The organism is Citrobacter sp. JUb117, from assembly GCF_024809055.1.
GTDB classification, from domain to species: domain Bacteria; phylum Pseudomonadota; class Gammaproteobacteria; order Enterobacterales; family Enterobacteriaceae; genus Citrobacter; species Citrobacter gillenii.
Genome location: NZ_JANUFB010000001.1, coordinates 650,081 through 675,347, shown reverse-complemented (window position 1 = coordinate 675,347; position 25,267 = coordinate 650,081). Strand labels below are relative to the sequence as shown.

At 52.6% G+C, this 25,267-nt stretch carries 22 protein-coding genes; 3 read left to right on the top strand and 19 right to left on the bottom strand.

Annotation, left to right across the window (positions count from 1 at the left end; all coding sequences use genetic code 11):
• Nucleotides 1–188 precede the first annotated feature (188 nt).
• Nucleotides 189–2,126, top strand: coding sequence for a penicillin-binding protein 2 (gene mrdA / locus M2374_RS03270; RefSeq protein WP_181517304.1), 1,938 nt, complete (start codon nt 189–191; stop codon nt 2,124–2,126).
• Here the strand turns inward: mrdA and M2374_RS03265 are convergent.
• From M2374_RS03265 to tar, 10 genes are all read right to left on the bottom strand, one after another.
• A complete protein-coding gene (locus M2374_RS03265; RefSeq protein WP_117341926.1) occupies nt 2,098–3,237 on the bottom strand; it encodes a glycoside hydrolase family 105 protein in 1,140 nt (379 codons plus the stop codon). The genes mrdA and M2374_RS03265 overlap by 29 nt on opposite strands.
• 4 nt (nt 3,238–3,241) lie before the next feature.
• A complete protein-coding gene (locus M2374_RS03260; RefSeq protein ID WP_181688257.1) occupies nt 3,242–4,825 on the bottom strand; it encodes an MFS transporter in 1,584 nt (527 codons plus the stop codon).
• A gap of 265 nt (nt 4,826–5,090) precedes the next feature.
• Entirely contained in the window at nt 5,091–5,483 is a 393-nt protein-coding gene (flhe, locus tag M2374_RS03255) for a flagellar protein FlhE (RefSeq protein WP_181688258.1), read from the bottom strand.
• Nucleotides 5,483–7,561, bottom strand: a complete 2,079-nt coding sequence (gene flhA / locus M2374_RS03250; protein WP_115258785.1) for a flagellar biosynthesis protein FlhA — start codon at nt 7,559–7,561, stop codon at nt 5,483–5,485. Before flhA ends, flhe begins: the two co-directional genes overlap by 1 nt.
• Nucleotides 7,554–8,705, bottom strand: a complete 1,152-nt coding sequence (gene flhB / locus M2374_RS03245; RefSeq protein WP_181625235.1) for a flagellar biosynthesis protein FlhB — start codon at nt 8,703–8,705, stop codon at nt 7,554–7,556. The genes flhA and flhB overlap by 8 nt, the downstream gene beginning before the upstream one ends.
• Before the next feature lie 170 nt (nt 8,706–8,875).
• Nucleotides 8,876–9,520 carry a protein phosphatase CheZ gene (cheZ, locus tag M2374_RS03240; protein ID WP_096759429.1) on the bottom strand — a complete coding sequence of 215 codons (645 nt, stop codon included), beginning with the start codon at nt 9,518–9,520 and terminating at the stop codon, nt 8,876–8,878.
• Between the two features lie 13 nt (nt 9,521–9,533).
• Nucleotides 9,534–9,923: a chemotaxis response regulator CheY gene (gene cheY / locus M2374_RS03235; protein WP_045444172.1), complete on the bottom strand. Its 390-nt coding sequence runs from the start codon at nt 9,921–9,923 to the stop codon at nt 9,534–9,536.
• 16 nt (nt 9,924–9,939) lie between these two features.
• Complete coding sequence (gene cheB / locus M2374_RS03230) at nt 9,940–10,989, bottom strand: protein-glutamate methylesterase/protein glutamine deamidase (protein WP_115258787.1); 1,050 nt, start codon at nt 10,987–10,989, stop codon at nt 9,940–9,942.
• Nucleotides 10,986–11,858 (bottom strand): protein-glutamate O-methyltransferase CheR, encoded by an 873-nt coding sequence (gene cheR, locus M2374_RS03225; protein WP_181595546.1) that lies wholly within the window; start codon nt 11,856–11,858, stop codon nt 10,986–10,988. Before cheR ends, cheB begins: the two co-directional genes overlap by 4 nt.
• A gap of 152 nt (nt 11,859–12,010) precedes the next feature.
• A complete protein-coding gene (gene tar, locus M2374_RS03220) occupies nt 12,011–13,672 on the bottom strand; it encodes a methyl-accepting chemotaxis protein II (protein WP_135912218.1) in 1,662 nt (553 codons plus the stop codon).
• A 260-nt stretch (nt 13,673–13,932) separates the two neighbouring features.
• Here tar and M2374_RS03215 point away from each other — a divergent pair, with 260 nt between their 5' ends.
• Nucleotides 13,933–15,192 carry a dicarboxylate/amino acid:cation symporter gene (locus tag M2374_RS03215; RefSeq protein ID WP_115258790.1) on the top strand — a complete coding sequence of 420 codons (1,260 nt, stop codon included), beginning with the start codon at nt 13,933–13,935 and terminating at the stop codon, nt 15,190–15,192.
• Between the two features lie 69 nt (nt 15,193–15,261).
• On the opposite strand, the gene cheW is transcribed toward M2374_RS03215, so the two are convergent.
• The 6 genes from cheW to flhD form a co-directional block, all read right to left on the bottom strand.
• Nucleotides 15,262–15,765, bottom strand: coding sequence for a chemotaxis protein CheW (gene cheW / locus M2374_RS03210; RefSeq protein ID WP_115258791.1), 504 nt, complete (start codon nt 15,763–15,765; stop codon nt 15,262–15,264).
• Between the two features lie 25 nt (nt 15,766–15,790).
• Nucleotides 15,791–17,815, bottom strand: a complete 2,025-nt coding sequence (gene cheA / locus M2374_RS03205; RefSeq protein ID WP_146716583.1) for a chemotaxis protein CheA — start codon at nt 17,813–17,815, stop codon at nt 15,791–15,793.
• Nucleotides 17,816–17,819: 4 nt separating this feature from the next.
• Nucleotides 17,820–18,749: a flagellar motor protein MotB gene (motB, locus tag M2374_RS03200; protein WP_115258793.1), complete on the bottom strand. Its 930-nt coding sequence runs from the start codon at nt 18,747–18,749 to the stop codon at nt 17,820–17,822.
• Nucleotides 18,746–19,633: a flagellar motor stator protein MotA gene (motA, locus tag M2374_RS03195; protein WP_096757462.1), complete on the bottom strand. Its 888-nt coding sequence runs from the start codon at nt 19,631–19,633 to the stop codon at nt 18,746–18,748. The genes motB and motA overlap by 4 nt, the downstream gene beginning before the upstream one ends.
• Before the next feature lie 125 nt (nt 19,634–19,758).
• Nucleotides 19,759–20,337: a flagellar transcriptional regulator FlhC gene (gene flhC, locus M2374_RS03190; protein ID WP_161959006.1), complete on the bottom strand. Its 579-nt coding sequence runs from the start codon at nt 20,335–20,337 to the stop codon at nt 19,759–19,761.
• 2 nt (nt 20,338–20,339) lie between these two features.
• On the bottom strand, nt 20,340–20,681 hold the full coding sequence (flhD, locus tag M2374_RS03185) for a flagellar transcriptional regulator FlhD (protein ID WP_181539765.1): 342 nt from the start codon (nt 20,679–20,681) through the stop codon (nt 20,340–20,342).
• Nucleotides 20,682–21,473: 792 nt separating this feature from the next.
• Here flhD and uspC point away from each other — a divergent pair.
• A complete protein-coding gene (gene uspC / locus M2374_RS03180) occupies nt 21,474–21,902 on the top strand; it encodes a universal stress protein UspC (RefSeq protein ID WP_096757465.1) in 429 nt (142 codons plus the stop codon).
• A 17-nt stretch (nt 21,903–21,919) separates the two neighbouring features.
• Here uspC and otsA read toward each other — a convergent pair whose 3' ends face one another.
• From otsA to araH, 3 genes are all read right to left on the bottom strand, one after another.
• Nucleotides 21,920–23,341 (bottom strand): alpha,alpha-trehalose-phosphate synthase, encoded by a 1,422-nt coding sequence (gene otsA / locus M2374_RS03175; RefSeq protein WP_181688259.1) that lies wholly within the window; start codon nt 23,339–23,341, stop codon nt 21,920–21,922.
• Entirely contained in the window at nt 23,316–24,119 is an 804-nt protein-coding gene (gene otsB / locus M2374_RS03170) for a trehalose-phosphatase (protein WP_117341920.1), read from the bottom strand. The genes otsA and otsB overlap by 26 nt, the downstream gene beginning before the upstream one ends.
• 152 nt (nt 24,120–24,271) lie before the next feature.
• The gene (araH, locus tag M2374_RS03165; RefSeq protein WP_096757468.1) at nt 24,272–25,258 is read right to left on the bottom strand and encodes an L-arabinose ABC transporter permease AraH; all 987 of its coding nucleotides are present in this window, start codon (nt 25,256–25,258) and stop codon (nt 24,272–24,274) included.
• Nucleotides 25,259–25,267 lie beyond the last annotated feature (9 nt).

Sequence of the window (25,267 nt, the reverse complement as noted above, 5' to 3'; positions counted from 1 at the left end):
CGAATGACCGCCCTCGTAGGTCTGATAAGCGAAGCGCCATCAGGCCTACGAGAAACGGCTACGTTCACTGTAATTTGTTACAACTCACAAGGAATGACACATTTCCGTAGAGGGATGGAACATCTTTTACCTGTTATCCCATTTACACCTCCGTATCATTAGGCGGCGAATTAATCAGGTGTGGGTCCATGACATTCAGAGATTTTGAGGCGGAAGAGAAACTCTTTCAGCGACGGGTAATAGTGGCCTTTGGCCTGGTGGTCATCTGTTTTGGCATCCTGATTTATAACCTCTACAACTTACAAATTCGCGAGCATCAGTATTACACCACCCGCTCAAATGCCAATGACATCAAAATGCTGCCGGTTGCCCCAACGCGCGGCATCATTTACGATCGCAACGGTATCCCGCTGGTGCGCAACGTCACCTGGTACGATATTTCTGTCACTCCTTATAAAATCAACGATATGGATGCCTTGCTAAAGCAGCTAACGCCTATTGTTGACCTGACCCCTGATGAGATTGACCAGTTTCGCCACGATCTGAAATCCAGTAGTCGCTATCGCCCGGTGGTGCTCAAAAATGCGCTGACCGACGTGGAGATCGCCCGTTTCTCGGTTAATCAGTTTCATTTCAGCGGCGTCACCATCAATAGCTATGAAGATCGCCAATATCCGTATGGCGCAGAGTTGGCGCATGTGCTCGGCTATGTCTCTAAAATCAATGACAGCGACCTGAAAGCGTTGGATAAAAAGGGGCTGGCAGAAAACTACGCCGCCGATCACAACATTGGCAAGCAGGGGATCGAACACTATTACGAAAACGATCTGCACGGCAAAACGGGTTATCAAGAAGTCGAAGTCGATAACCACGGACGCATCGTACGCCTGATAAAAGATGTACCGCCTGTTGCCGGAAAGGACATCCACCTGACGCTGGATTTACACTTACAGGAATATATAGAGAGCCTGCTGGTCGGTCAGCGCGCCGCAGTACTGGTTGAAGATCCGCACGATGGCTCGGTGCTGGCGATGGTCTCTAACCCCAGCTATGATCCGAATCCGTTCGTCAAAGGTATCAGCTACCAGGACTACAACACGCTGCTGCAGGATAAAGACCTGCCGTTGATTAACCGCGTCACGCAAGGTTTGTACCCTCCCGCCTCCACGGTCAAGCCGTACATGGCGATGTCAGCATTGCTCAATGGCGTTATCACCCCGCAGACCAGCTTCTTTGGCGCGCCAACATGGACATTGCCCGGCACTGAGCGACATTATCGCGACTGGAAAAAAACCGGTCATGGCATGTTGGACGTGACCAAAGCAATTGAAGAGTCCGCTGATACGTTCTTCTATCAGGTGGCGTATATGATGGGCATTGACCGAATCAACAGCATGCTTAGCCAGTTTGGTTACGGTAAACCCACCGGCATTGATCTTGATGAAGAGTACAACGGGCTGTTACCGAGCCGCGACTGGAAACAACGGGTGCATAAAAAAGCCTGGTATCAGGGAGACACCATTTCGGTTGGTATCGGTCAGGGATACTGGATTGCCACGCCAATCCAGATGGTGAAAGCAATGGTGGCACTGATTAACAATGGGAAAGTGATTGCCCCTCACCTGTTGCAGGCTGAAGAGAGTGGTAAATCTGTTACGCCTTATCATGCCGCCACGGTACCGTCACAGATTGCCTCTCCCTCCTCGCCCTATTGGGGACTGGTACGCGAGGCGATGTTTGGCATGGCCAATGCGCCGAACGGGACAGGTTATAAATTTTTCCATACTGCACCTTACGGAATTGCGGCGAAAAGCGGAACCTCACAGGTTTTCAGCCTGAAAGAAAACCAGACTTACAATGCGAAGATGATCCCCATCCGCCTGCGTGACCACGTGTTCTACACCGCATTTGCACCCTACAAAAACCCGAAAGTCGCCGTGGCGTTGATTCTGGAAAACGGCGGCAGCGACGGCATTACCGCCGCGCCGGTTATGCGACAAATTATGGATCATCTGTTTGTGCCGCAGGACAACGCCGCACAAACAGAGGTAACTCAACAAACAGCGCCGACAGCGACAGCGCCGTCGGACACCGATATTAAAAATACTTACGCAAGTATTCGGTGAGACACAGCATCGCCATCGCCTGGCCGTAAGGCATGGAGGTCAGCGGAATGTTGCGATAGAACTCGAGATTGTGCCCCATTCCGGTACCAAATGAGGTTTGCAGCAGCTCCCCTTCTGGTGAGATATGCTGCACAATGCCTTTGATGGCGAGTTCTGCTACCGCCGCATATTCCTGCCCGACATAACGCTTACGCACCGCTTTCAAAATCCCATAAGCAAATCCGGCGGTGGCTGACGCTTCAAGGTAAGAATGCGGATCGTCCAGCAACGTGTGCCACAGACCACTCTCATCCTGACACTTCGCCAGGGCCGCAATTTGCGCATTCAATACCTGTACCAGATAGCGACGAACGGCATTATTCTCCGGTAAATCGACCAGTTCGAGGAACTCCGGAATAACAATAGTTAGCCAGCTGTTACCGCGCGCCCAGCGGGCGTTGGCAAAGTTATGATTTCCCTCATAGCTCCAGCCGTGGAACCACAGACCGGTTTCTTTATCCATCAGGTTTTGCACATGTAACAGGAACTGATACGTCGCCTCTTCAACGTACTCGGGGCGGTTGAGCAGTTTGCCAATCTTCGCCAGCGGTAACACCGTCATCATCAACGTATCGTCCCACATCTGCTGATGATTCTCTTCCGCCAGCGTGATGTGCTGCATACCACCAAAATCGGTACGCGGCATGTCGTGCATCGCCCACTCAGCCCAGGAATCAAGCCACGGCAGATACGCCGGATTGCGCGTTTCTTCATAGCGATACGCCAGCGTCAGAAACGGCGCCATGGTATTGACGTTTTTAGTCGTCGCGCCTTCTGCAAAGCGGTCGGCAAACCAGCCATCGATGATATCGCGCATCGTTTCATCACCGGTTTGCTGGTAATACTGGTACATCCCGTACAGGCCGACGCCGTGCGTCCACTCCCATCCAGCCCACCCTTTGGTGTCAATAACGCGTCCGTCGTCCAGTCGCAGCAAGAACTCACCGCTCTCATCATGAATATTGACCAGATTATGCGTCACCTTCTTGATAAGCGTTTTTAACTCATCTCTGGCAATAAAATGTTCAGGCTGACGTAACAACGGGCTGTGTTTAACCGGATAAACAATCATTTACTTAACCTCTGTGCAATGTCGAATTCAATGCTGAGCCATGTTGCAGTGATGGCGCAGCAGGTTTATTACGATTCAGGTAACCAATATTGTTGTTACCCCAAAGTGATTCATACGGCATGCCTGACAGCATCTCTACCGTTGCACGTCCTTCAGGGGTAAGCCCTTCTGGCACGGGGCGCCCGGACTCACGCATTTTTGCAGTCTCTTCACGCAAGGTACTATGTGTTTGCAGATTCAGTTTGAAACGCAGAGACACCAGGAATCCCAACGCCAGTACAATCAACGTACCGCAACTCAGAATGAACAGAATGGTATGGCTAACCGCAGCAGGTTGTTCACTCTGCCCGGAGACAAAACCCGATAACTGCATAACAATGCCGACCAGCATGACGGCCCCCGCCTGCGAGGCTTTGCGCGTTAAAGTCATGATGCCGGCAAAGATCCCTTCCCGACGCTGACCGGTGATCACCTCGTCGACATCGGCGATATAGGTGTAGGTATTCCACGGAACATAATTGATGCCACCACGTCCCAGGCCCGCAACGGCGGAAACCAGCAGCAATAAGGCGTACACATCACTCAGCCCGGCGTAATACAACACCGCATAAGAGAGAGAACTCAGGCCAAACAGCACCACCACCATCCGGTAAGACGGGGCCGGTCCAAAGCGAATGCACAGCGGGATCATGGCGATAACCGCAATAAACTGGAAGATAGCCATGGTGCCCAGCAGGTTCGACGCCATAGAGGCTTCCTGCATCAACACAAACACCACATAGTAGGTAAAGACCGCGTTGAACACGTCCTGCGCGATATAACCACCAAGATACATGCCCAAATGTTGACGGAAAATGCGGATGCGCAGCGTCGAACTTAGCTCAGTGAAAAGACGACTCATGCTCTGACGAAAGGTCAGGCTTTTCTTCTCTTCTTCAGCGCGAAGTGCCGCTTCGGTCCATTCTTCACGCGGGCGTTCCCAGGTAAAAAACCACACAAAGGTCAGCATCAGCGCGCACAGCACCGAAAACACCAGGCTGGCATAGAAAAATGAAACAGGATTGTGTTTACCAAACAGCGTCAACAGTACGCCAGGTAAGAACGAGGCCAGTATGGCTGACATCTGGGCCATAGAAATACGCGCGCCAGAAAACTTGGTTTTCTGTTTAAAATCATCGGTCATTTCCGGTACCAGCGTTTCATAGGGCACCAGAATCATGGTGTAAACCACATCAAACACCAGGTAGGTCAGCAGGTAGTACCAGAATCCCATGTCGCCGACCCACATCAGGGAGTAGCTAAAGACACAGGGAATCCCCAGCAGAATAAAAAACTTACGTCGGCCAAAGCGTTTACCAAGCCAGGTCGATCCAAAATTATCCGTTAAAAAGCCCATTAATGGGCTAACCACCGCATCCAGCACCCTGGCCGTTGCAAAAATAAACGTCGCCTCAATAGGCGTCAGGCCACAAAAAGTGGTGTAGAAATAGAGCAACCATGCGGCGGTCAGCGCCGTGGTCCCTGCGCCTAAAAAGTCACCTGCCCCATAGGCAAAATAATTAACCAACCCAATTTTACGTGTTCTCATTGCCGTTACCCCTGCACATTATTGGGAGGCCCCGCAATCCTCACTTCGACGCAGGACGTCCTTACACGGCCACAGTAAAAGTTAACCGCAAGGGAAACCTTTTTATTTCTGCCAGGGATAATCGCGAAATGGCAACAGCACAAAGAGTCCGGCAACGTAAGTCACCTATTTTATAAAACAGCGTTTCTTTTAAATCAAAGTAGCGGGTCAAAAAGTGCGAGACAGCCAGCAGTTTCATCTGCCAGCTGCGATGAAGAAGAGAGAATTAACGGTAGTTGACGATGACCTGATTACTTTGCACCTGTAAGGCCGGGATCAGGCGACCGCCGCCGGGCACCTCCCAGACAAAATGCATCGGCTCCACGGCAGGTACGTTATTAAATCCGTGAGTGGTGCCGCTTTGCCCGTCCAGCTCAACGCAGCGCGACTGCGAACATAAACGTACCCGCAGCCCCGCAGGCGTAGGGCTATTCAGCTCATAGCGCCAGGCTACCAGCGTCATCAACCCCGAGACGGGCTGGCCGGGAACCAAAGGCGCAGACGAGGCAGACTGCCCGCGGTGATTTAACGTAATGCCCATGCCACTAGCCTGCCAGGCGCCTTCTCCGGCGGCCTGCACTGCCAGAGGAAACAATAACAGCCACAGAAACTTACGCATTATTTACCTCCGATGGTCGCGGTCATGCGGATATGGCGGTTATCGGAAAGCTCCATGTTCGACAACACCACCAGCTGCGGTATGCTGCGGCGTAAAAAACGCGCCAGCAGAGGCCTCAATGCATGATTAACCAACAGCACCGGCGGCGCGCCCAACATTTCCTGGCGCGATAACGCTTCCTGAGTTTGCGCCAACAGCCGGTCTGCCAGCCCCGGCTCCAGGCCGCCGCCCCCTTGTAAGGCCTGCAGCAGCAAGCGCTCAAGCGGCGTATCCAGGCCAATAACCTGAACTTCGTCGTTCCCCGGGAACCATTGCTGGGTAATCGCCCTTCCCAACGCCACGCGGACCACGGCAGTGAGTTCATGCGGATCGTTTTGCAGCGGCGCATGCTCAGCCAGCGTTTCGAGGATGGTGCGCATATCGCGAATCGGCACTTTTTCATCCAATAAATTCTGCAACACTTTATGTAGCGTGGTCAGCGTCACCACGCCAGGCACCAGATCCTCAGTCAGTTTCGGCATTTCCTGCGACACGCGGTCCAGCAATTGTTGCGCCTCCTGACGTCCAAACAGTTCGGCGGCAAACTGGCCAATCAGGTGATTCAGATGCGTGGCGACGACGGTACTGGCTTCCACCACCGTGAAGCCCTGGATTTGCGCCTGTTCTTTTAGCGCACTTTCAATCCAGATAGCGTCCAGACCAAAAGCCGGATCAACCGTTTTCTCACCCGGCAGCGATCCCGCTGCCGTACCAGGGTTGATGGCCAGCCAGCGTCCCGGATAGGCATCCCCGCTGCCAATTTCTACCCCTTTCATCAGGATGCGATAGCGCGCAGGCTGCAGATCCATATTGTCGCGGATGTGCACCACCGGCGGCAGGAAGCCCATATCCTGGGCAAATTTCTTACGAATACTGCGAATTCGTCCCAGCAACTCGCCATCTTGCTGAAAATCCACCATTGGGATCAGGCGATACCCCACTTCCATTCCCAGCGAGTCTTCCAGTTGGACATCGTTCCAGGTCGCTTCCACCACCGCATTATTTTCCGGCATTTTGATCGACTGAGGTTCCGCAGGGGCTTTTGTCTCGCGACCGCGCAACCACCAGGCCAAACCCAATAGCGCTGCGGTAAACATCAGAAATACCAGGTTTGGCATGCCTGGTACCAGGCCCAGTAAACCGAGCACCGCCGCACTGAGCACCATCACGCTGGGGTTACTGAACAGCTGGGTGACCATCTGTTCGCCGACATCCTGATCGGTACTGACGCGCGTCACGATAACGCCCGCCGCGGTGGAGATAACCAGCGCCGGGATTTGGGCGACCAGACCGTCACCGATGGTCAGCAAGGTGTAGCTTTCAGCCGCACTGCCCATACTCATACCGTGTTGTAATACGCCTACCAGCAGGCCGCCGACCACGTTAATCACCATGATCAGAATACCGGCAACGGCGTCCCCGCGAACGAATTTACTCGCACCGTCCATAGAGCCGTAAAAATCAGCTTCCTGGGTCACTTCTGAACGACGTTTTTTGGCTTCATCTTCCCCAATCAGTCCGGCATTGAGATCGGCGTCAATCGCCATCTGTTTACCGGGCATACCGTCCAGCACAAAGCGTGCGCCAACTTCGGCAATACGACCGGCACCTTTGGTGATAACCATAAAGTTGATAATGACAAGAATGACAAAAACCACGATACCGATGGCAAAGTTACCGCCCACCAGGAAGTGACCAAACGCTTCAACCACCTTCCCCGCCGCCGCCGAACCGGTATGCCCTTCCATCAAAATAATACGCGTCGAGGCAACGTTCAGCGCCAGGCGTAATAATGTGGTGAACAGCAAAATGGTCGGGAAGGCAGCGAATTCGAGCGTGCGCTGGGTGAACATCGCCACCAGCAACACCATGATCGACAACGCAATATTAAAGGTAAACAGTAAATCAAGGATGAACGCTGGCAGCGGCAGCACCATCATCGACAAGATAAGCAGGATGAGGATCGGCCCGGCAAGAATCTGCCATTGTGTGGATTTCAGGTTGCCGGGCAGGCGCAGCATCGCGACCAGATTAGCCATCAGTATTCTTCTCGTTCATAAAATCCAGTGCTTCAGGCACCGGAAGGTTTCCAGGTTGCGGTGGCGGCTTGCCGCCCGCCAGACGCCAGCGTTTTAATTGCCATACCCACGCCAGCACTTCTGCGACGGCAGCATACAGCTGGCCGGGTATTTGCTGACCAATCTCAGCATGGCGATATAACGCACGGGCCAGCGGTGGTGCTTCTAAGGTTGGGACTCGATGTTCCGCGCCAATTTCGCGAATACGCAACGCGACCAGCCCCGCCCCTTTGGCGACGACGCGTGGCGCACTCATTTTGTTTTCGTCATATTGCAAGGCGACCGAATAGTGTGTGGGGTTAGTCACAATGACGTCGGCTTTCGGCACATCCGCCATCATGCGTCGCTGCGCTACCGCACGCTGCATCTGGCGAATTTTGCCTTTAACGTGCGGGTCACCTTCGCTTTGTTTATATTCATCGCGAATATCCTGGCGTGACATGCGCAGCTTTTTCACATGGCTGTAAATTTGGAAAAAAACGTCAAACCCCACCATCGGGATCACCCCGAGCACCACCAGCAGCGCACACATGCCAACTAAATCAAGGGCGTTGCCCATTGCGGTAATCGGCGATTCGGCCATCAACCGCATCATCTCCGGCCACGTGTGCCAGAGATAGAATCCAGCCACGCTGCCAACCAGCGTAGATTTCAGGATGGCTTTCAGCAGTTCAGCACCGGTTTGCGCAGAAAACATGCGCTTGATACCCGGCAGCGGATTCAGCTTCGAAAATTTGGGTTGCAGCGATTTACCGCTGAAGATCAAACCGCCCAACATCACCGGCGAGATCAATGCCACCAGCACCACGCCAGTAATCAGCGGTAACAGCGCAATCATGGCGTCTTTAATCAGCAGAATGATTTGGCTGAGGATCAGATTAGGGTCGTTGACCATACTGTGGTCAAAACGTAGCCCGGCCGACAGCATACCCGCCAATCTGCGGGCCAGCGACTCCCCGCCGATCCAGATAATGCACACGCCCACCAGCAAAATAAGCAGTGAGGTCAGCTCTTTGGAACGGGGGATCTGCCCATCTTCCCGCGCTTTTTCAAGTCGGTGGGGTGTGGGGGCTTCTGTTTTGTCGTCGTCGCTTTCTTCTGCCACGCATCAGACCCTGGATAGAGACACAGGCGAGAATGATGCCAGAACAGCGACACAGCAATGGCGAGAGTAAGCGGTAAAAAAGACGGGGTTTATGACGTTAACCCCTACAGACGGTAGAGAGTATGCAGACCGGAAGAGAAGCGGTTGCCCCTACATCCGGTCTGCACGAATCAGAACCCGAGACTGTCCAGCAGGTCGTCAACCTGATCCTGACTTGCCACAACGCCGGCTTTCGAGGTGTCAACCTGCGGGCCGTTCAGCAAACTTTCGTTTTCACGTTTTGGACGGGCGCCCTGCTCAGGGATGTTCTCCAGCAGCACCATTAACAGCTGGCGCTCAATTTCCTGAATAACGTCCATCATGCGCTTGATAACCTGGCCGGTAAGGTCCTGGAAATCCTGCGCCATCATAATGTCGAGCAGCTGAGCATTGGTAAAACTGGTGTGTCCAGGGACATCACCGAGGAACTGACGGGTGTCGGTCACCAGTTCACGGGCATCAGACAGTTCAATCGGATTCTCGAACCATTCGTCCCAGCGTTTACTCAGGGTTTTGGCCCCTTTTTCCATTGCGTCCTGGTGTGGCTGCGAGGCTTCTACGCTGTTCAGCGCACGCTCTGCTGCCTGTGCGGTCATCTGCACAACGTAATCCAGACGATCGCGCGCATCCGGGATCGCTTCCGCCGCTTCAGCAATGGCCTGATCCAGCCCCAGTTCACGCAGGCTGTCGCGCAGCATTCGGGTCAGACTACCGATGCGCGCGATGATATCCCCTGCTGAATGTTCATCAACAGGTTTAATTTGTGGTTGCATCATCATCATCACACCCTCACATGCCCAGTTTCTCAAAGATTTTATTGAGTTTCTCTTCCAACGTCGCCGCCGTGAAAGGCTTCACCACGTAACCACTGGCACCGGCTTGCGCGGCGGCAATAATGTTCTCTTTCTTCGCCTCCGCGGTCACCATCAGCACCGGCAGAGAAGACATACCGCCGTCGGCACGAATGGTTTTCAGCAATTCCAGTCCGTCCATGTTTGGCATGTTCCAGTCAGAAATGACAAAACCAAACCCCCCTGCCTGCAGCTTATTCAGGGCATCCACACCGTCTTCGGCTTCTTCAACATTGTTGAATCCCAGCTCCTTTAACAGGTTGCGCACGATGCGACGCATGGTGGAAAAGTCATCCACAACCAGAAATCTCAGCTCTTTATCCGCCATAAAATACTGCTCCTCATTAAATACGTATTGCCTGTCCGGCACTGATTTTCGCCAGCATCTGCTGGCTTACCTGGCTAAGATCGACCACTTCGCTCACACCACCCATATTGATGGCCTCGCGCGGCATGCCGAACACCACACAACTTGCTTCGTTTTGCGCAATGGTCCAGGCGCCTGCCTGGTGCATCGCTAACATTCCGGCGGCACCATCGTTGCCCATGCCCGTGAGGATCACGCCCACGGCGTTGCGCCCCGCCTGTTTTGCCACCGAATGAAACAGCACATCCACAGAAGGCCGATGCCGGTTAACCGGCGGCCCATCATGAATTTTGATCACATAGTTAGCCCCGCTGCGAGCCAACTCCATATGTTTGTCACCAGGGGCGATATACGCATGTCCCGGCAATACACGTTCGCCGTCTTCCGCCTCTTTCACGCTGATCTGACACAGTTTGTTCAGGCGCTCGGCAAATGAGCGAGTAAAACCTGGAGGCATATGTTGGGTGATGATGACCGCCGGACTGGAAAGCGGTAGCGGCTGTAGCACATGGCGTATCGCCTCCGTTCCCCCGGTCGACGCGCCAATAGCGATCAGTTTTTCAGAACTGAGTAACGGCACCGCTTTCAGCGTCTTCGGCGCGGCAATTGGTTTATGCGCCGCCAGACGCGCGCGGGATGCCGTACGCACTTTCTCGGCAATCATCTCGCTGTAGGCCAGCATCCCTTCGCGGATCCCCAGTTGCGGTTTGGTGACGAAATCAATCGCCCCCAACTCCAGCGCCCGCAGCGTGACTTCAGAGCCTTTTCCGGTCAGAGAAGAGACCATCACCACCGGCATCGGACGTAAACGCATCAACTTCTCAAGAAAATCGAGGCCGTCCATGCGTGGCATTTCCACATCCAGCGTCAGGACATCAGGATTAAATTTTTTGATCAAATCCCGCGCAACCAGCGGATCGGGTGCCGTCGCGACCATCTCCATATCGCTGTGGCTGTTAATAATTTCAGTCATGATTTGACGCATCAATGCGGAATCGTCGACCGACAAAACCCTGATTTTACTCATGATTTATCCTTACCCGGCGCATGCGCATACACCGTTTGTCCGCGCAGGCTAAACTCGCGCACGAGGTTGCTAAAGTTTTCTGAGTGACCGGCAAACAACAGCCCATCCGGCTTCAGGAGTGGAACAAAACGGTGCAAAATGTCCTGCTGCGTCGTTTTATCAAAATAGATCATGACGTTACGACAAAATATGGCGTCGAACGGGCCGGGCACGTTGTATTTTTTATCCAGTAAATTCACGCTGGAGAATTCAACATGGCTCGCCAGTTCCTGACGCACACGCACCAGTCCTTCATGCGGTCCGGTACCACGCATGAAATAACGCTGTAACTGTTGTGGCGACAACGTTTTCAGTTCATCGAGGCGGTAAATGCCGTTTCTGGCTTTTTCCAGCACTTCGGTATCAATATCGCTGGCAAAAACGCGCCAGCGTCCAGGTGCCATACCCAACGTATCTGCCAGCGTGATCGCGATACTGTAGGGTTCTTCACCGGTAGAGGCCGCGGCGCTCCAGACACGGTATTCGCCGCTGCGTCGACGCGCGTGGTCAGTCAGCACCGGAAAATGATGTCCTTCGCGGAAAAAAGCGGTCAGGTTGGTGGTCAGGGAGTTGATAAACGCCTGCCACTCAGCGCTGTTCTGGTTGGCTTCCAGCATGCTGAGATAGCGACCAAAGTCGTCCAACTCCAGGGTACGCAAGCGACGCACCAGGCGGTTATACACCATGTCCCGCTTGTGGTCGGCCAGCACGATACCCGCGCGCTGGTAGATTAATTGACATATCCGACGAAAATGCGCGTCAGACAGCGCGAGGCGCTGTGTCATCTGTAACAATAATGACGTTTGCCCGGAGGGCAGAGATGATGTCATAGCGCCTTCTCAATCACATTCAGGATACAACGGGCACAGCCTGCGCTGCGCCAATTCGTGTTGTGTTACGGTTTGCTCTTCATGCTTAAAAACACGATGCAGGCAGAAAGAGTCTCTGCCTGCTCGACTTACTATCCGGTGTTAGCTCCCGGTTAAAATGTTTCCCAATTGCTGTCGGGTTCAGTACTTTGCTGGCGCGGATATGACGCAGGGGCCGCTGTTGAAGATGGCCGTACATCGCGAGATTTAGCCGACAGTGGGCGTGCAGCCAGGCGGAAAGCCGATACCGACTGGGTCAGACGGCTGGCCTGTTCTTCGAGTGCGGCAGCAGCAGCAGCCGACTCCTGCACCAGCGAGGCGTTCTGCTGCGTCACACGGTCCATCTCGGACACGGCGAGCGCAACCTGGTCGATACCACGGCTTTGTTCGTCAGACGCTGAGGCGATTTCTCCCATGATGTCGGTGACACGGGTTACCGCATTGACGATGTCATTCATGGTTTCCCCGGCACTCTCTACCAATACCGAGCCGGTATCGACCCGAGAAACGGAGTCTTCGATCAGGGCTTTGATCTCTTTCGCCGCCTGCGCGCTGCGGCTTGCCAGATTACGCACTTCTCCCGCCACCACGGCGAAACCACGGCCCTGTTCACCGGCGCGTGCGGCCTCAACCGCCGCGTTCAGCGCAAGAATATTGGTCTGGAAGGCAATGCCGTCGATTACGCTGATGATGTCAGCAATTTTCTTCGAGCTATCCGCGATTTCGTGCATGGTGTTTACCACGCCATCGACTACCTTGCCGCCATGCTGTGCGGTATCGGAAGCGCTTTTCGCCAGTTGCGAAGCCTGACGGGCGTTGTCCGCATTTTGCTTCACCGTCGCCGTTAGTTGTTCCATGCTGGCCGCCGTCTCTTCCAACGCAGAAGCCTGCTGCTCGGTGCGCGACGAAAGGTCGGTATTACCGCTGGCAATTTCGCTGGTGCCGGAATAGATCGCATCGGAACCTTCCCGCACCAGGGTCACCGTTTCAATAAGCGATCGCTGCATATGATCAACCGTGCTGGCCAACTCACCAATTTCATTGCGCCCGCTAACGGTCAATGACGTGGTTAAGTTGCCACTGGCTATTTCGCGAATATGGGCAATAACGCGGGCCAGAGGGTTAAGCAAGGTATGACGGATGCCGTACCACACCACCACCAGGATCAGCACCAGCACCACGGCCAGAACGCCGAGCTGCCATTGGGCAAACTGGTAATCCCGCGCGCTTTCATCAAACGCCTGCAGATAGAGTTTTTCACTGACGCTGGCATATTTCCCGAGCGCCTCACCCAGGGCATTTTGCATGCCCTGGGTCGGCTGTGCGAAGTACGCATCCATGTTGCCGGTTTCGAGAAACTGCACCAGCTCCGTTAACGCTGCGTGATACTGCTGATATTTCTCATCAACGTTACCACTGGCTTCTGCCATCTCCGGTAATGGCGTGATGCTTTTGAATTTTGTGTAATGTGCTTCTGCCTGCGCCAACGTACCTTTCGCATTCTTCAACAGATCGTTCTTCGCACTGCTCTGTTGGTTAGAAGCATCCATCATCATGCGCGCAGAGGATCGGCTCAGGTTAATGCGCGTTTGCAGCATTAAGTCCCATGTTGAGGTGAGTTCACTTTGCTGCTGACGTAAATCGTTAGAAATAACAAAACTTTGCTGATTCTGCTGCAATGAGGAAAACAACAGACCACCGGAAACAAGCTGTAGCAGTGCGAAAACCCCCAGCACCATCATCAGCATTGTGACAACGCGGATACGGTTAAACATAAGGCACCTTCCTGAAAACGAGTTATCAACATTATCGGCACCCGCCCGAATAACTTTACGTTTGCAAAAAGGAAATCCTGCAGGAAAAAGAGGCGTGAAAACGCAGATGCTCAAACACCACAACAAAATGGATAAAAAATTAAAAAAAGTTGTACCGATCCTGACTTTGATTTATATGATGAATGCTTTGCTACCACTTAATAAGTACAAAAAATGTGTAGCAGGGGAATAACTATTACATCATCACAGAGGGATTTTTAGTGGCAAATGCAAACAAACTCACGTTGTTCATCGTGGTCTTTATGCTGGCGGGCATCCTGTCAGGCGCGGTGATCCACTCCTGGGCCTCACCGGGCGTAGTAACCGCCTGGGCTGATAATATTACGCTGCTCACCGACATTTTCTTGCGGCTCATTAAAATGGTCATTGCGCCGTTAGTCTTCAGTACGCTAACCGTCGGCATTATGCGACTGGGAGAGACATCCACCATTGGTCGCGTCGGGGGCAAAGCCATGCTCTGGTTTATCAGTTCCTCCGTGCTGTCTATTTTGGTGGGCCTTTTTGTCGTCTCCCTTGAACAACCGGGGAGCGGGCTGAACCTGGCCATTCCACTGGAAGCTACCGATACAGGCCTCGCCGTTAGCGGCATGAGCCTGAAAGGTTTTCTCACTCACACGATCCCGACCAGCATTGCCGAAGCCATGGCCAATAATGAGATCCTGCAAATCGTGGTGTTCTCGATGTTCTTCGGTATTGGCGGGGCCTCACTCGGTGAGAAATTTAACGCACCGCTGGTTGCCGCACTGGATGTGGTTTCCCACATTATGTTGAAGGTAACCGGGTATGTAATGTACGTGGCTCCGCTGGCAATTTTTGCCGCTATCTCCTCCGTCATCGCCACCCAGGGACTGGGAATTCTGCTCAACTATGCCTCATTCATCGGCGGCTATTACCTGGCGATTGTGCTGACCTGCCTGGTGCTGCTCGCGGTCGGCTACGTGGTGTTGAAAAAAGAGGTATTTCGTCTGGTCAGCATGCTGAAAGATCCAGTGCTGGTGGCCTTCACCACCAGTAGCTCTGAAGCCGCGTATCCCAAAACGCTCGAGCAACTGACGAAATTTGGCTGCTCACGCAACATCGTGTCGTTTGTGCTACCCATCGGTTACTCGTTTAACCTGGTCGGCTCAATGGTGTACTGCTCCTTTGCATCAATGTTTATTGCGCAGGCCTATAATATTCACCTTTCTTTCGCCGAAATCACCGTGCTGATGCTAACGCTGATGTTAGCCTCAAAAGGGATTGCCGGCGTGCCGCGTTCGGCGCTGGTGGTGCTGGCAGCAACAATTCCCAGTTTTAATATTCCGGTTGCAGGCATTCTGTTACTGATGGGTATCGACCACTTCCTCGATATGGGGCGCTCGGCGATTAACGTGTTAGGCAACGGGATTGCCACCGCAATGCTTGCGCGGAATGAAGGGTTACTGGAAGAAGAACCTGAACTGGTTGAGCAGGAAGCGTAGCGGTTGAGGGAGCCGGATGGCGATATGCATATCCGGCCTACAACGACGATCGTTGTAGGCCGGAGGCGGTTAGGCGACGTGACTTGCAGCAATATCCAGCAATGCCATTTCATCGCTGTTCAGCAACTTCTCGATATTAACCAAAATCAGCATCCGATCGCCCAGTGCGCCCAGCCCCGTCAGGTATTCCGTTGACAGCGTAACCGCAAATTCTGGTGCCGGACGAATCTGATCGGTCGTCAGCGACAACACATCCGACACACCATCCACCACGATCCCCACCACGCGTTGACCCAGATTCAGCACAATCACCACGGTGTTCTCGTTATAGTCAACGTCGCTCTGGCTGAACTTCACGCGCAGGTCAACGATAGGCACAATCACACCGCGCAGGTTGGTCACCCCTTTAATAAAAGACGGTGTATTAGCGATACGCGTGACCTGATCATAACCACGAATTTCCTGCACTTTCAGAATATCGATACCGTACTCTTCATCCCCTAGCGTAAACACGAGGAATTCCTGACCTGACGGTTCGCCGGCCAGTTTAGTTACATTACTCATACCGGTCATATTATTCCCTTTCTCACTCAATCAATCAGGCGGCGGTGATCGCCACACGTTGTTCGCGGTTTAACCCCTGCAATGCAGAGACATCGACAATCAGCGCGACGCTACCGTCGCCAAGGATTGTTGCGGCAGAAATGCCTGGCACTTTGCGGTAATTGCTTTCCAGGTTTTTCACCACCACCTGGTGTTGGCCAATAAGCTGATCGACCAGCAGCGCATAGCGACGTCCCGCACTTTGTAAAATCACCACGATGCCCTGAGTTGCTTCGGTTTTTGCGCCGTCAACCTCGAAGACTTTCCACAATTCAACCAGCGGCAAATATTCACCACGCACTTCAAGCACGCGTTCTCCCCCGGCCAGCGGGTGCAGATCTTCTTCACGGGGTTGCAGCGATTCCATCACCGCATTCAGTGGCAGAATAAACACCTCATCCGCCACGCGCACGGACATGCCGTCCAGAATCGCCAGCGTCAGCGGCAGCAAAATTCGGATGGTTGTGCCCTGGCCCTGCTTCGACTGGATCTCAACATGCCCGCCCATTTCCTGAATGTTACGCTTCACCACATCCATCCCGACACCGCGACCAGAGACATCCGTCACCTGCTCGGCGGTCGAGAATCCCGGCGCGAAAATCAGCATGCCGACTTCGTCATCGCTCATGTTTTCATGGATCGGCATGCCCTGTGAGATGGCTTTGGCCAGGATGCGCTCACGGTTGAGGCCCGCGCCATCATCGGTGACTTCGATGCAGATGTTCCCGCCCTGGTGTTCAGCAGACAGCGTCAGGTTACCGACTGGATTTTTCCCGGATTCAAGGCGTTTTTCCGGCAATTCGATACCGTGGTCCAGGCTGTTACGCACCAGGTGGGTCAGCGGATCGATAATGCGTTCAATCAGGCTCTTATCGAGTTCGGTGGAGCTACCAATTTGCGTCAGCTCAACCTGCTTGCCCAACTTGCCCGCCAGGTCACGAACCAGACGCGGGAAGCGGCTGAAGACATACTCCATTGGCATCATACGAATCGACATCACCGATTCTTGCAAATCACGGGCGTTACGTTGTAACTGACCCATGCTGGTGATGAGATCGCCATGGTTTACCGGATCCAGTTCATTCGAACGCTGGGCCAGCATCGACTGCGTGATCACCAGTTCGCCGACCAGGTTAATCAACTGATCGACCTTCTCAACCGCCACGCGGATGCTGGTAGATTCACTGGCACGCGCGGGTTTTTCACGCTCAACGCGCCCCTGCGGCGGTTCGCTGACGGCGGCTTTAACCACCGGAACAACGGCAACCGGCAGCGATTCATCCATCACGGTCACCGACTCAACGGGGGCAGCCACAACGGGAGTAAACTCAATCTGGTCGGCTTCGATAACAAAACAAAGTACCGCGATGATGTCATCTTCCGCGAGGTCACCGTCAATCGTAGCCGACAGCGTATCGCTGCTTTTGACCACATCCGTTAAGGTCGCCAGGTTCCCCAACTCTTCTTCCAGTAAATCCACTTCTCCAGCTTTCAGACGTGACAGAACGATCCGTTTTTTAACCTCTTCAGCAGCAACAGTTTCCTGCGCCATCGTCTCTTCCTGTATCGCCGTGCCGTCAACAACACTCAATTTTGCAGTGTTGACGACCGCGGGTGCGGTTTCACCTTTTGCTTCGAGCGCTAACTGTCGTAGCGCATGACAAATATACTCAAAGCTGGCGGCATCCGGCTCTTCTGAGCTTTTATAGGCGTCGAGCTGTTCTTGCATAATATCTTTTGTTTCCAAAAACAGGTTGATAATGTCGGCATTGAGCTGCATCTCGCCACGCCGCGCTTCATCCAGCAGGTTCTCCATTAAATGGGTCGTTTCCTGCAAAATAGTAAAGCCGAAGGTGCCCGCCCCGCCTTTAATCGAGTGCGCCGCACGAAAAATGGCATTCAGTTGTTCGGAATCCGGAGATTCAGGGACCAAATCAAGCAGGTGCTGCTCCATGTCAGCCAACAGTTCGTCAGCTTCATCAAAAAAGGTCTGATAAAAATCGCTAATATCCATGCTCACGCTATCACCTCGGATTGGCTGGTGGCGATGTGGGAACGCTTGCCGGCGGAACGACCGCTGGCGGTTGTAAGACACTTACCGGCTCATTCTGGCTTTCAGCGTTTTCATGCAAAATGGCCTCTTCCGCCTGCTTATTCAGCACCAGCAGACTTATACGGCGGTTGATGGCGTCCTCAGGACCGCGATCGCTCAGACGCATCGTGGCGGCCATACCTACCACCCGTAATACTTTCCCCGTGTCCAGACCACCACTGACCAGTTCACGGCGTGAGGCGTTTGCGCGATCAGCAGACAGTTCCCAGTTGCTGTAGCCTTTCTCACCGTTGGCGTATGGAAAATCATCCGTATGACCGGACAAACTAACGCGGTTGGGGATACCATTCAAAACCGGCGCAATCGCCCGCAGGATATCGCGCATGTAAGGTTCAACCTCGGCACTGCCGGTCTTAAACATCGGGCGGTTCTGACTATCAATAATCTGAATACGCAGCCCTTCCTGCACCAGGTCGATTTTCAAATGCGGGCGCAGCGCGCGTAGCTTCGGATCGGACTCAATAAGCTGGTCCAGGTCGCCACGTAATTTGCTCAGGCGGCTTTGTTCCATGCGCTTTCTCAGCTCATCAATATTCGGCTGCCGGTTCACTTCCCCTTGCTGTTGGGTGTAATCATCCCCCCCACCAGGTATCGGGCTTTGGCTGTTTGAAATACGATTTCCACCGGTTACCGCGGTGGCCAGAGGCGTACGGAAGTATTCGGCAATCTGGATCAGTTCTTTCGGACTGGAGATGGAAATGAGCCACATCACCAGAAAGAACGCCATCATCGCAGTCATAAAGTCGGCGTAGGCAATTTTCCATGAACCATGCGCCCCACCACCGTGACCTTTATGTTTTCGTCGCTTGACGACGATAATGGGATGGGCCTGATTTTTCATGCTTCCTCAGTCGTCTGCTGTGCCGTTGGATTTCTCACCGCACGAACATGTTCTTCCAGTTCGATAAACGACGGACGTTCGCTGGAATACAGTGTCTTACGACCAAATTCGACGGCAATCGGTGGAGCGTAGCCGTTCAGGTTGGACAGCAGCGTGATCTTCACGCACTGCATCATTTTGGTCGTTTCGGCACTTTTCTGACGCAACACGCTGGCGAGCGGTGAAATAAAACCATAGGCCAGTAAAATCCCGAGGAAGGTCCCCACCATAGCATGTGCGATAAGCGCCCCCAGTTCAGCCGCCGGACGGTCGGCCGAGGCCAGCGCATGTACTACCCCCATCACCGCCGCGACGATACCGAAAGCCGGTAATGAGTCGCCGACCATCGCCAGGCTGTTAGCTGGGACTTCCGACTCACTTTCATGCGTTTCAATTTCTTCGTCCATCAACGCTTCAATTTCAAACGTATTCATATTGCCGCTGATAATCAGACGCAAATAATCGACAATAAAATCAAGCATTACGGCATCCGCGATAATGCGCGGGTAGCTGGCAAAAATTTCACTTTCTTTGGGGTTTTCGATGTCGCGCTCAAGCGAGAACATACCCTGCTGACGCGACTTGGCCATCAGGCGATACAACAGCGCCAGCAGATCCATATACATGGCTTTGGTGTATTTTGAGCGACGAAAGAGCAACGGGATCGCTTTCATCGTCCCCTTAATGGCTTTGCCGTTATTACCGACAATGAATGCCCCGATACCCGCGCCACCAATGATCACCAGCTCAGCCGGTTGATAGAGTGCCCCAAGGTGTCCGCCGGTCATCATATAGCCGCCGAAAACTGTACCAATAACAACCAGGTAACCTATTAAGATCAGCACGATATCATCCTTTCGCAATTGACTATGACAGGATGCGCAGTCGAGCAGTTAACTCAAAGGTCGGGACAAAAAAAAGCAGCGGTAATGGCTTACCGCTGCTGGAGTGTCTATCCACACCGTATCAGTTAAACAGCTTGTTCGATCTGTTCATCCAGCAGTTGTGGAATAATATCGGCAGCATTCTGGGAAAGTTTACGTCTTTTTACGGCACGTGATGGCGGCTGGCATAAACTGCAGGCAAAGCTGCCCACGGGTTGGTGCGCGTGAGTAATAAAATTACCGCCGCAGCAGTTGCAGGTAGACAGTTCCAGCAACCCGCTGTCAACAAAACGGACCAGTGTCCATGCGCGGGTTAACGCCAACAACGGCCCTTCAGCTGGCTGTGGGCACTGCTCAAGATACAGGCGATACGCTTTAATGACGGCATCGACACCGCTACACAGGCCCGTTTTGAGCAAAAATTGCCATGCGTTGCAGAACATAGAAGCATGGATATTTTGCTCCCACGTCATAAACCAATCGGTAGAAAAAGGAAGCATCCCTTTCGGCGGAGGGCTACCGCGTAATTCTTTATACAGCTTGATAAGGCGGCCACGGCTGAGTTGCGTTTCGCTTTCCAGCATTTGCAAACGGGCGCCCAGTGTGATTAATTCCATGGCTAACTGGATATCACGTGCTTCCTGAACGATGCTTTTTTCGCTCATCATCACGCCCTTTTCTTACGCGCCGCATCATTGATGTCGCTTAACAGACGCGTTGAAAGCATGATACCTGTGTGAATTTGCTGAAGATCGTCGACACGAGAGTCTTGCGTCAGGCGAGTAACTGTTTGATGATCGTCGAAACGGAAATGGCAGACCAGTTGGTTTGTTTCCGCCAATTTGACCATTTGAGGAAGGGTTAAGGTTCCCAATGTGTCCGCCATATCTTCGCTGATACCAAGGCGAAACATCGCGGAAGCCTTGTCCTGAACGATTAGACGCTGTGCAAGCAATAAATATGACAAATTTATGTCATAAATGTGTTTGAGCAACTCGGATGTATGCATTATTTGCATCCATAATAACCAACATTATTTTTATGCGGCGTAACCGCACCCCGTGATGTCGCCGGGAAGGCCCGGTAAAAAAAAAGCAAAAGGTCAAATACATAGCAGCGTTACGGCTTACGCGTTGTGTAAACATCCCTTTTTAAGAAGGCCGCGTTCCTTACAAGCTCACATCAATTCTTACAAATGCCTAAGATTTTTCCTAATTCGACGCAACTCTACCCGCCGCCAGTTACACATACAACGGAACCCTGCTGCGAATTTAAAGAATATGTGACGCAGATCACATAAACCAGCTAAACGTTTAACATAAATCCATCAGCACAGCTTTTATTTTGGTTATTTTATAGCCAATAACTCACTCTATCGATTCCGTACACCCGAATATTCTTGCAATAAAAGCGAATAGTCTTTTGTTTACGACAGTTAATATCACCGCGCGAAATAACGAGCGAGATCACAGATTTACAATAAACTGCTTCCTCACTTTATATCTTTATAAACAATGAGTTAAATATTTAACCTCATTAACTAATACCGTCAGGTAACGATATGCAAAATGTTAATTTATGTTTGTTTTTTATTAACATATTGTTTTCATTAGCCGAGAATTTCACTTAAATTGATTGAACAGATTTTCAGCTTTTGTGATCTGATTATTCTATTTATAAGAATAATTAATGAATAATCATGATGACATTCACACTATTACAGTATGAAAAATTGCAGTATGAAAGAAGCGAGAGTAACGCTAAAAGTCCTCTCATAATTCTTGTATTTAAGGAGCGAGTTATGAGCTACATGCACATTCTTGTCGCTGTTGCCGCCACCCCCGAAAGTCACCAGTTGTTAGCAAAAGCCGTTTCTATTGCGCGCCCTGTCAATGCGCGCATTAGCCTGGTCACCCTGGTCTCCGATCCCGAACTGTATAACCAGTTTGCGGCCCCCATGCTGGAAGACCTGCGTGAGGTAATGCAAGAAGAGACGCTGAATTTTATCGATAAACTCACCCAGCAGGCGCAGTACCCCATTGAGCATACCTTTATTACCTATGGGGCACTCAACGAACATATACTGGATATCTGTCGCAAACACGCCGTCGATCTCGTCATTTATGGCAACCATAATCACAGCTTCTTTTCGCGAGCATCCTGCTCGGCGAAAAGCGTGGTCAGCGCCAGCCAGGTCGATGTGCTGTTGGTGCCGCTGGCAGGCGATTAATGACCGTATCCTCGTCGTCAGGCCAATTTAGGAAAGTCAGCTACGGTGTCATGCGGTTGGCTTTCAGCATGACGTGGCGTGATCTTTTTTAAATCGCGGATAAAGTGAGCCTGCCAGTTGTCGATATCGTTTTTAACGATAATGTCCAGCATCTCAGCGTGGCGGGAAATACGCTCAGCAAGCGGCATGGTTAGCGCGCGGTTTAATGCACCCGCAACATCATCTCTGTCATAGGGATTAACGATCAACGCCGAGGTCAGTTCATGTGCTGCCCCGGCAAATTGTGAGAGCACCAGCACGCCAGGATTGGCGGGATCTTGCGCTGCCACAAACTCCTTAGCGACCAGATTCATGCCATCGCGCAGTGGCGTCACTAACCCAACATCCGAGTAGCGGAAAATTTTCATCAGCAATTTACGATCAAAATACTGATTCAGATAATAAAGCGGCGTCCAGCCCAGCTGCCCATACTTGCCATTGATGCGCCCGGCTTCAGTCTCCAACTGGTGGCGAATATCCTGATAGGCCTGCACTTCTTCACGCGACGTCGGCGCGATTTGGGTATAGCGAATTTTACCGTGGTGCTGAGGGTAATGCTCCAAAAGGGCCTCGTAGGCCTGAAAACGCTCCGGCAAGCCTTTGGAATAGTCCAGTCGCTCAACCGAAAAGATATTCTGCACATTTTTTAGCTCGGCCTTGAGCTGCGCCATTTTCGGCGGCAATGGCCCCGCCGCCTGGCGGGCAATTTCATCGGGTTCAATGCCGATAGGATAAACCTGGGTACGGAACGCCTTTTTCCATGCCTGATGATGATTGTCGCCCCGCGAGGTGACTCGGGTTTGTGCACTTAGCGCATCAAGAAACGCCTGACGGTCGTTTTCGGTCTGGAACCCCAGTAAGTCAAAATCGCACAGTTGCTCAAGCAGTACATCATGCGGGGGCAATGCGTTGAATATCTCCGGCGTCGGGAACGGAATATGCAGGAAAAAACCGATACGATTGTTCACGCCGCGTTTCCGCAGCTCGCTGGCAAACGGTAATAAATGATAATCATGAACCCAGATGATGTCGTCTTCATTCAGTAAGGGCCGCAGTTTCTCAGCCAATAATGTATTGACCCGCTGATAGCCTTCCCAAGCCGGGCGCTGAAATTGCACCAGATCCAGGCGATAGTGGAAAGCAGGCCATAAAACGGCATTCGAAAACTGGCAGTAATACTCTTCGTAATCCTGCTCACTCAGATTAAACGATGCCCAGGTGATATTGCCGCGGGTGACTTTTTTTAGTGGTTGGTCTTCATTACCCGTCTCACCGCTCCAGCCAAACCACAGCCCCCCCGCCGTTTTCAATGCCCCCAGCACACCGACCGCCAGGCCGCCAGCACTGCCTTTGTCATCCGGTGAGGCAATTCGATTAGAGACTACGACTAAACGACTCATGGCCATCTCTCCTGTCATTCGTTGCTTTTTGGTCTTGCTGCGGACAGTTGATCTGCTCCAGCCAGCGCCAGACATCTGTTACGCCCGCCAGACGCCACATCGCCTGGGTCGCGCCGCTCCCCACCTTCACGGAAATGCCGTCAGCGCGGTTTACCACAGCGAAACCCGCCTCATCGGTTAAATCATCACCAACAAAAACAGGGGTGCGCCCGGCAAAAGGGGCTTCCTGCATAAATGCAGCAATCGCTTCCCCTTTGTTCGTCCCCTTTGGTTTTATCTCAACCACACATTTTCCGGGCTGCAGGGCGAGCTGGGGCCATCGGCGCGTGATGCGTTCAGCCAGCGCCAGCAGCGCCGCCTCATGCTGTGGGGCCTGTCGATAATGCAAAGCAAACGCCATGCCTTTTGTTTCTAACGTCGTACCGGGCATGTTCGCCAGTGCAGCATGCAATAGCACGCTAATGTCGTGTTCGACGTCCTGAGGAAGACGGACAATGTGGGTGTGACCCTTGATGTCGCGGCGCTCAGCCCCGTGCACGCCGGCAAGCGGAAAACGAATGGGATGAGTGAGTGCGTCAAGCTCAGTCATTGAGCGCCCTGAAATCAATGCCAGTGCTCCCGCATTGTGCGTCGCCAGGCGATGTAGTAATTGCAGGATCGTCTGCGGGACGGTGACCTGATCGGGATGCGGTTTTATCTCAGCTAATGTTCCGTCGAGATCAAAAAAATAAGCACAGTTTGCGGATAGTTCAGGGGGTACGGTTCGCGATACTGTCACCCGGTGCTCCTCCTTATCTTTATGCAGCTTGAGGTATGACGGGTATAAGTATAGACAGTGTGACCAGGCTCGCCATTTGCAAAAACAATCGCCAGCCGGTATAGCGGCTGGCGATTGGGAGAAGCTAAACTAAAAAGTTGGCCGTTAAATCATCAAATAGTACGCTTCGCTTTTTGCTTGTAGCGGTCGAAGATCACCGCCGCCAGCAGGATTAGGCCACGGACAACGTACTGGGCAAACGGAGAAATGTTCAGCAGGTTCATCGCGTTTTCAACCGTCCCGAGGATCAGCACCCCGGCTACCACATATGAGATTTTTCCGATGCCACCTTTCAGCGAAACGCCCCCCAGCACGCAAGCTGAAATCACTATCAATTCATAGCCAATAGACGTCATTGGCTGACCGCTGGTCATACGCGATGCCAGGATAATCCCCGCAACGGCCGATACCAGGCCGGAAAGAATGAAGATAATAATCTTCGTACGGACTACCGGAACACCTGCCAGACGCGCCGCTTCTTCATTACCGCCAATAGCCAGCGTGTTACGCCCAAAGGTGGTTTTATTCAGCAGTAAGCCAAAAATAATGAAGCATCCAACGGTTAACCAAATAGGCGCAGGCAGACCCAGCCAGTTCGCATAGCCGAGGGCGAAGAAGCGCTCATCTTCGATTCCAACCGCTTTACCGTCAGAGATAATGTAGGCCAGACCGCGCACAATCTGCATGGTCGCTAGCGTGGTAATCAGCGCGTTTATTTTTAAACGGGCAATCACGAAGCCGTTCACCAGGCCGCAAAGAACCCCCAGCAGCAACCCGGCGGCGACGCCTATCCACAGACTTTCGGTCATGTTGATGACCACCGCGGTGGTAACCCCGGCACAGGCAATTACAGACGCAACGGAGAGGTCAAAGTCGCCGGAGGCCAGGCAAAACAGCATCCCACACGCGACCATTCCCGACATGGAAACCGCCAGGCCCAGCCCCTTCATATTAATAAAGGAGGCAAAGTTCGGCACAAAGAGGGCGCACACCAGAAACAGCACGGCGAACACCACCAGCATCCCGTACTGATCCCAAATTCTGCCAAGATTAAGCGCTGATTTGGTTGCGCCAGAACCCGATGTAGAAACGGAAGACATCATACTCTC

Coding starts and splice junctions, on each gene's coding strand:
- mrdA (WP_181517304.1), top strand. CDS start 189: ATGACATTCAGAGATTTTGAGGCGGAAGAGAAACTCTTTCAGCGACGG.
- M2374_RS03265 (WP_117341926.1), bottom strand. CDS start 3,237: ATGATTGTTTATCCGGTTAAACACAGCCCGTTGTTACGTCAGCCTGAA.
- M2374_RS03260 (WP_181688257.1), bottom strand. CDS start 4,825: ATGAGAACACGTAAAATTGGGTTGGTTAATTATTTTGCCTATGGGGCA.
- flhe (WP_181688258.1), bottom strand. CDS start 5,483: ATGCGTAAGTTTCTGTGGCTGTTATTGTTTCCTCTGGCAGTGCAGGCC.
- flhA (WP_115258785.1), bottom strand. CDS start 7,561: ATGGCTAATCTGGTCGCGATGCTGCGCCTGCCCGGCAACCTGAAATCC.
- cheZ (WP_096759429.1), bottom strand. CDS start 9,520: ATGATGCAACCACAAATTAAACCTGTTGATGAACATTCAGCAGGGGAT.
- cheY (WP_045444172.1), bottom strand. CDS start 9,923: ATGGCGGATAAAGAGCTGAGATTTCTGGTTGTGGATGACTTTTCCACC.
- cheB (WP_115258787.1), bottom strand. CDS start 10,989: ATGAGTAAAATCAGGGTTTTGTCGGTCGACGATTCCGCATTGATGCGT.
- cheR (WP_181595546.1), bottom strand. CDS start 11,858: ATGACATCATCTCTGCCCTCCGGGCAAACGTCATTATTGTTACAGATG.
- tar (WP_135912218.1), bottom strand. CDS start 13,672: ATGTTTAACCGTATCCGCGTTGTCACAATGCTGATGATGGTGCTGGGG.
- cheW (WP_115258791.1), bottom strand. CDS start 15,765: ATGACCGGTATGAGTAATGTAACTAAACTGGCCGGCGAACCGTCAGGT.
- motB (WP_115258793.1), bottom strand. CDS start 18,749: ATGAAAAATCAGGCCCATCCCATTATCGTCGTCAAGCGACGAAAACAT.
- flhC (WP_161959006.1), bottom strand. CDS start 20,337: ATGAGCGAAAAAAGCATCGTTCAGGAAGCACGTGATATCCAGTTAGCC.
- flhD (WP_181539765.1), bottom strand. CDS start 20,681: ATGCATACATCCGAGTTGCTCAAACACATTTATGACATAAATTTGTCA.
- uspC (WP_096757465.1), top strand. CDS start 21,474: ATGAGCTACATGCACATTCTTGTCGCTGTTGCCGCCACCCCCGAAAGT.
- otsA (WP_181688259.1), bottom strand. CDS start 23,341: ATGAGTCGTTTAGTCGTAGTCTCTAATCGAATTGCCTCACCGGATGAC.
- araH (WP_096757468.1), bottom strand. CDS start 25,258: ATGTCTTCCGTTTCTACATCGGGTTCTGGCGCAACCAAATCAGCGCTT.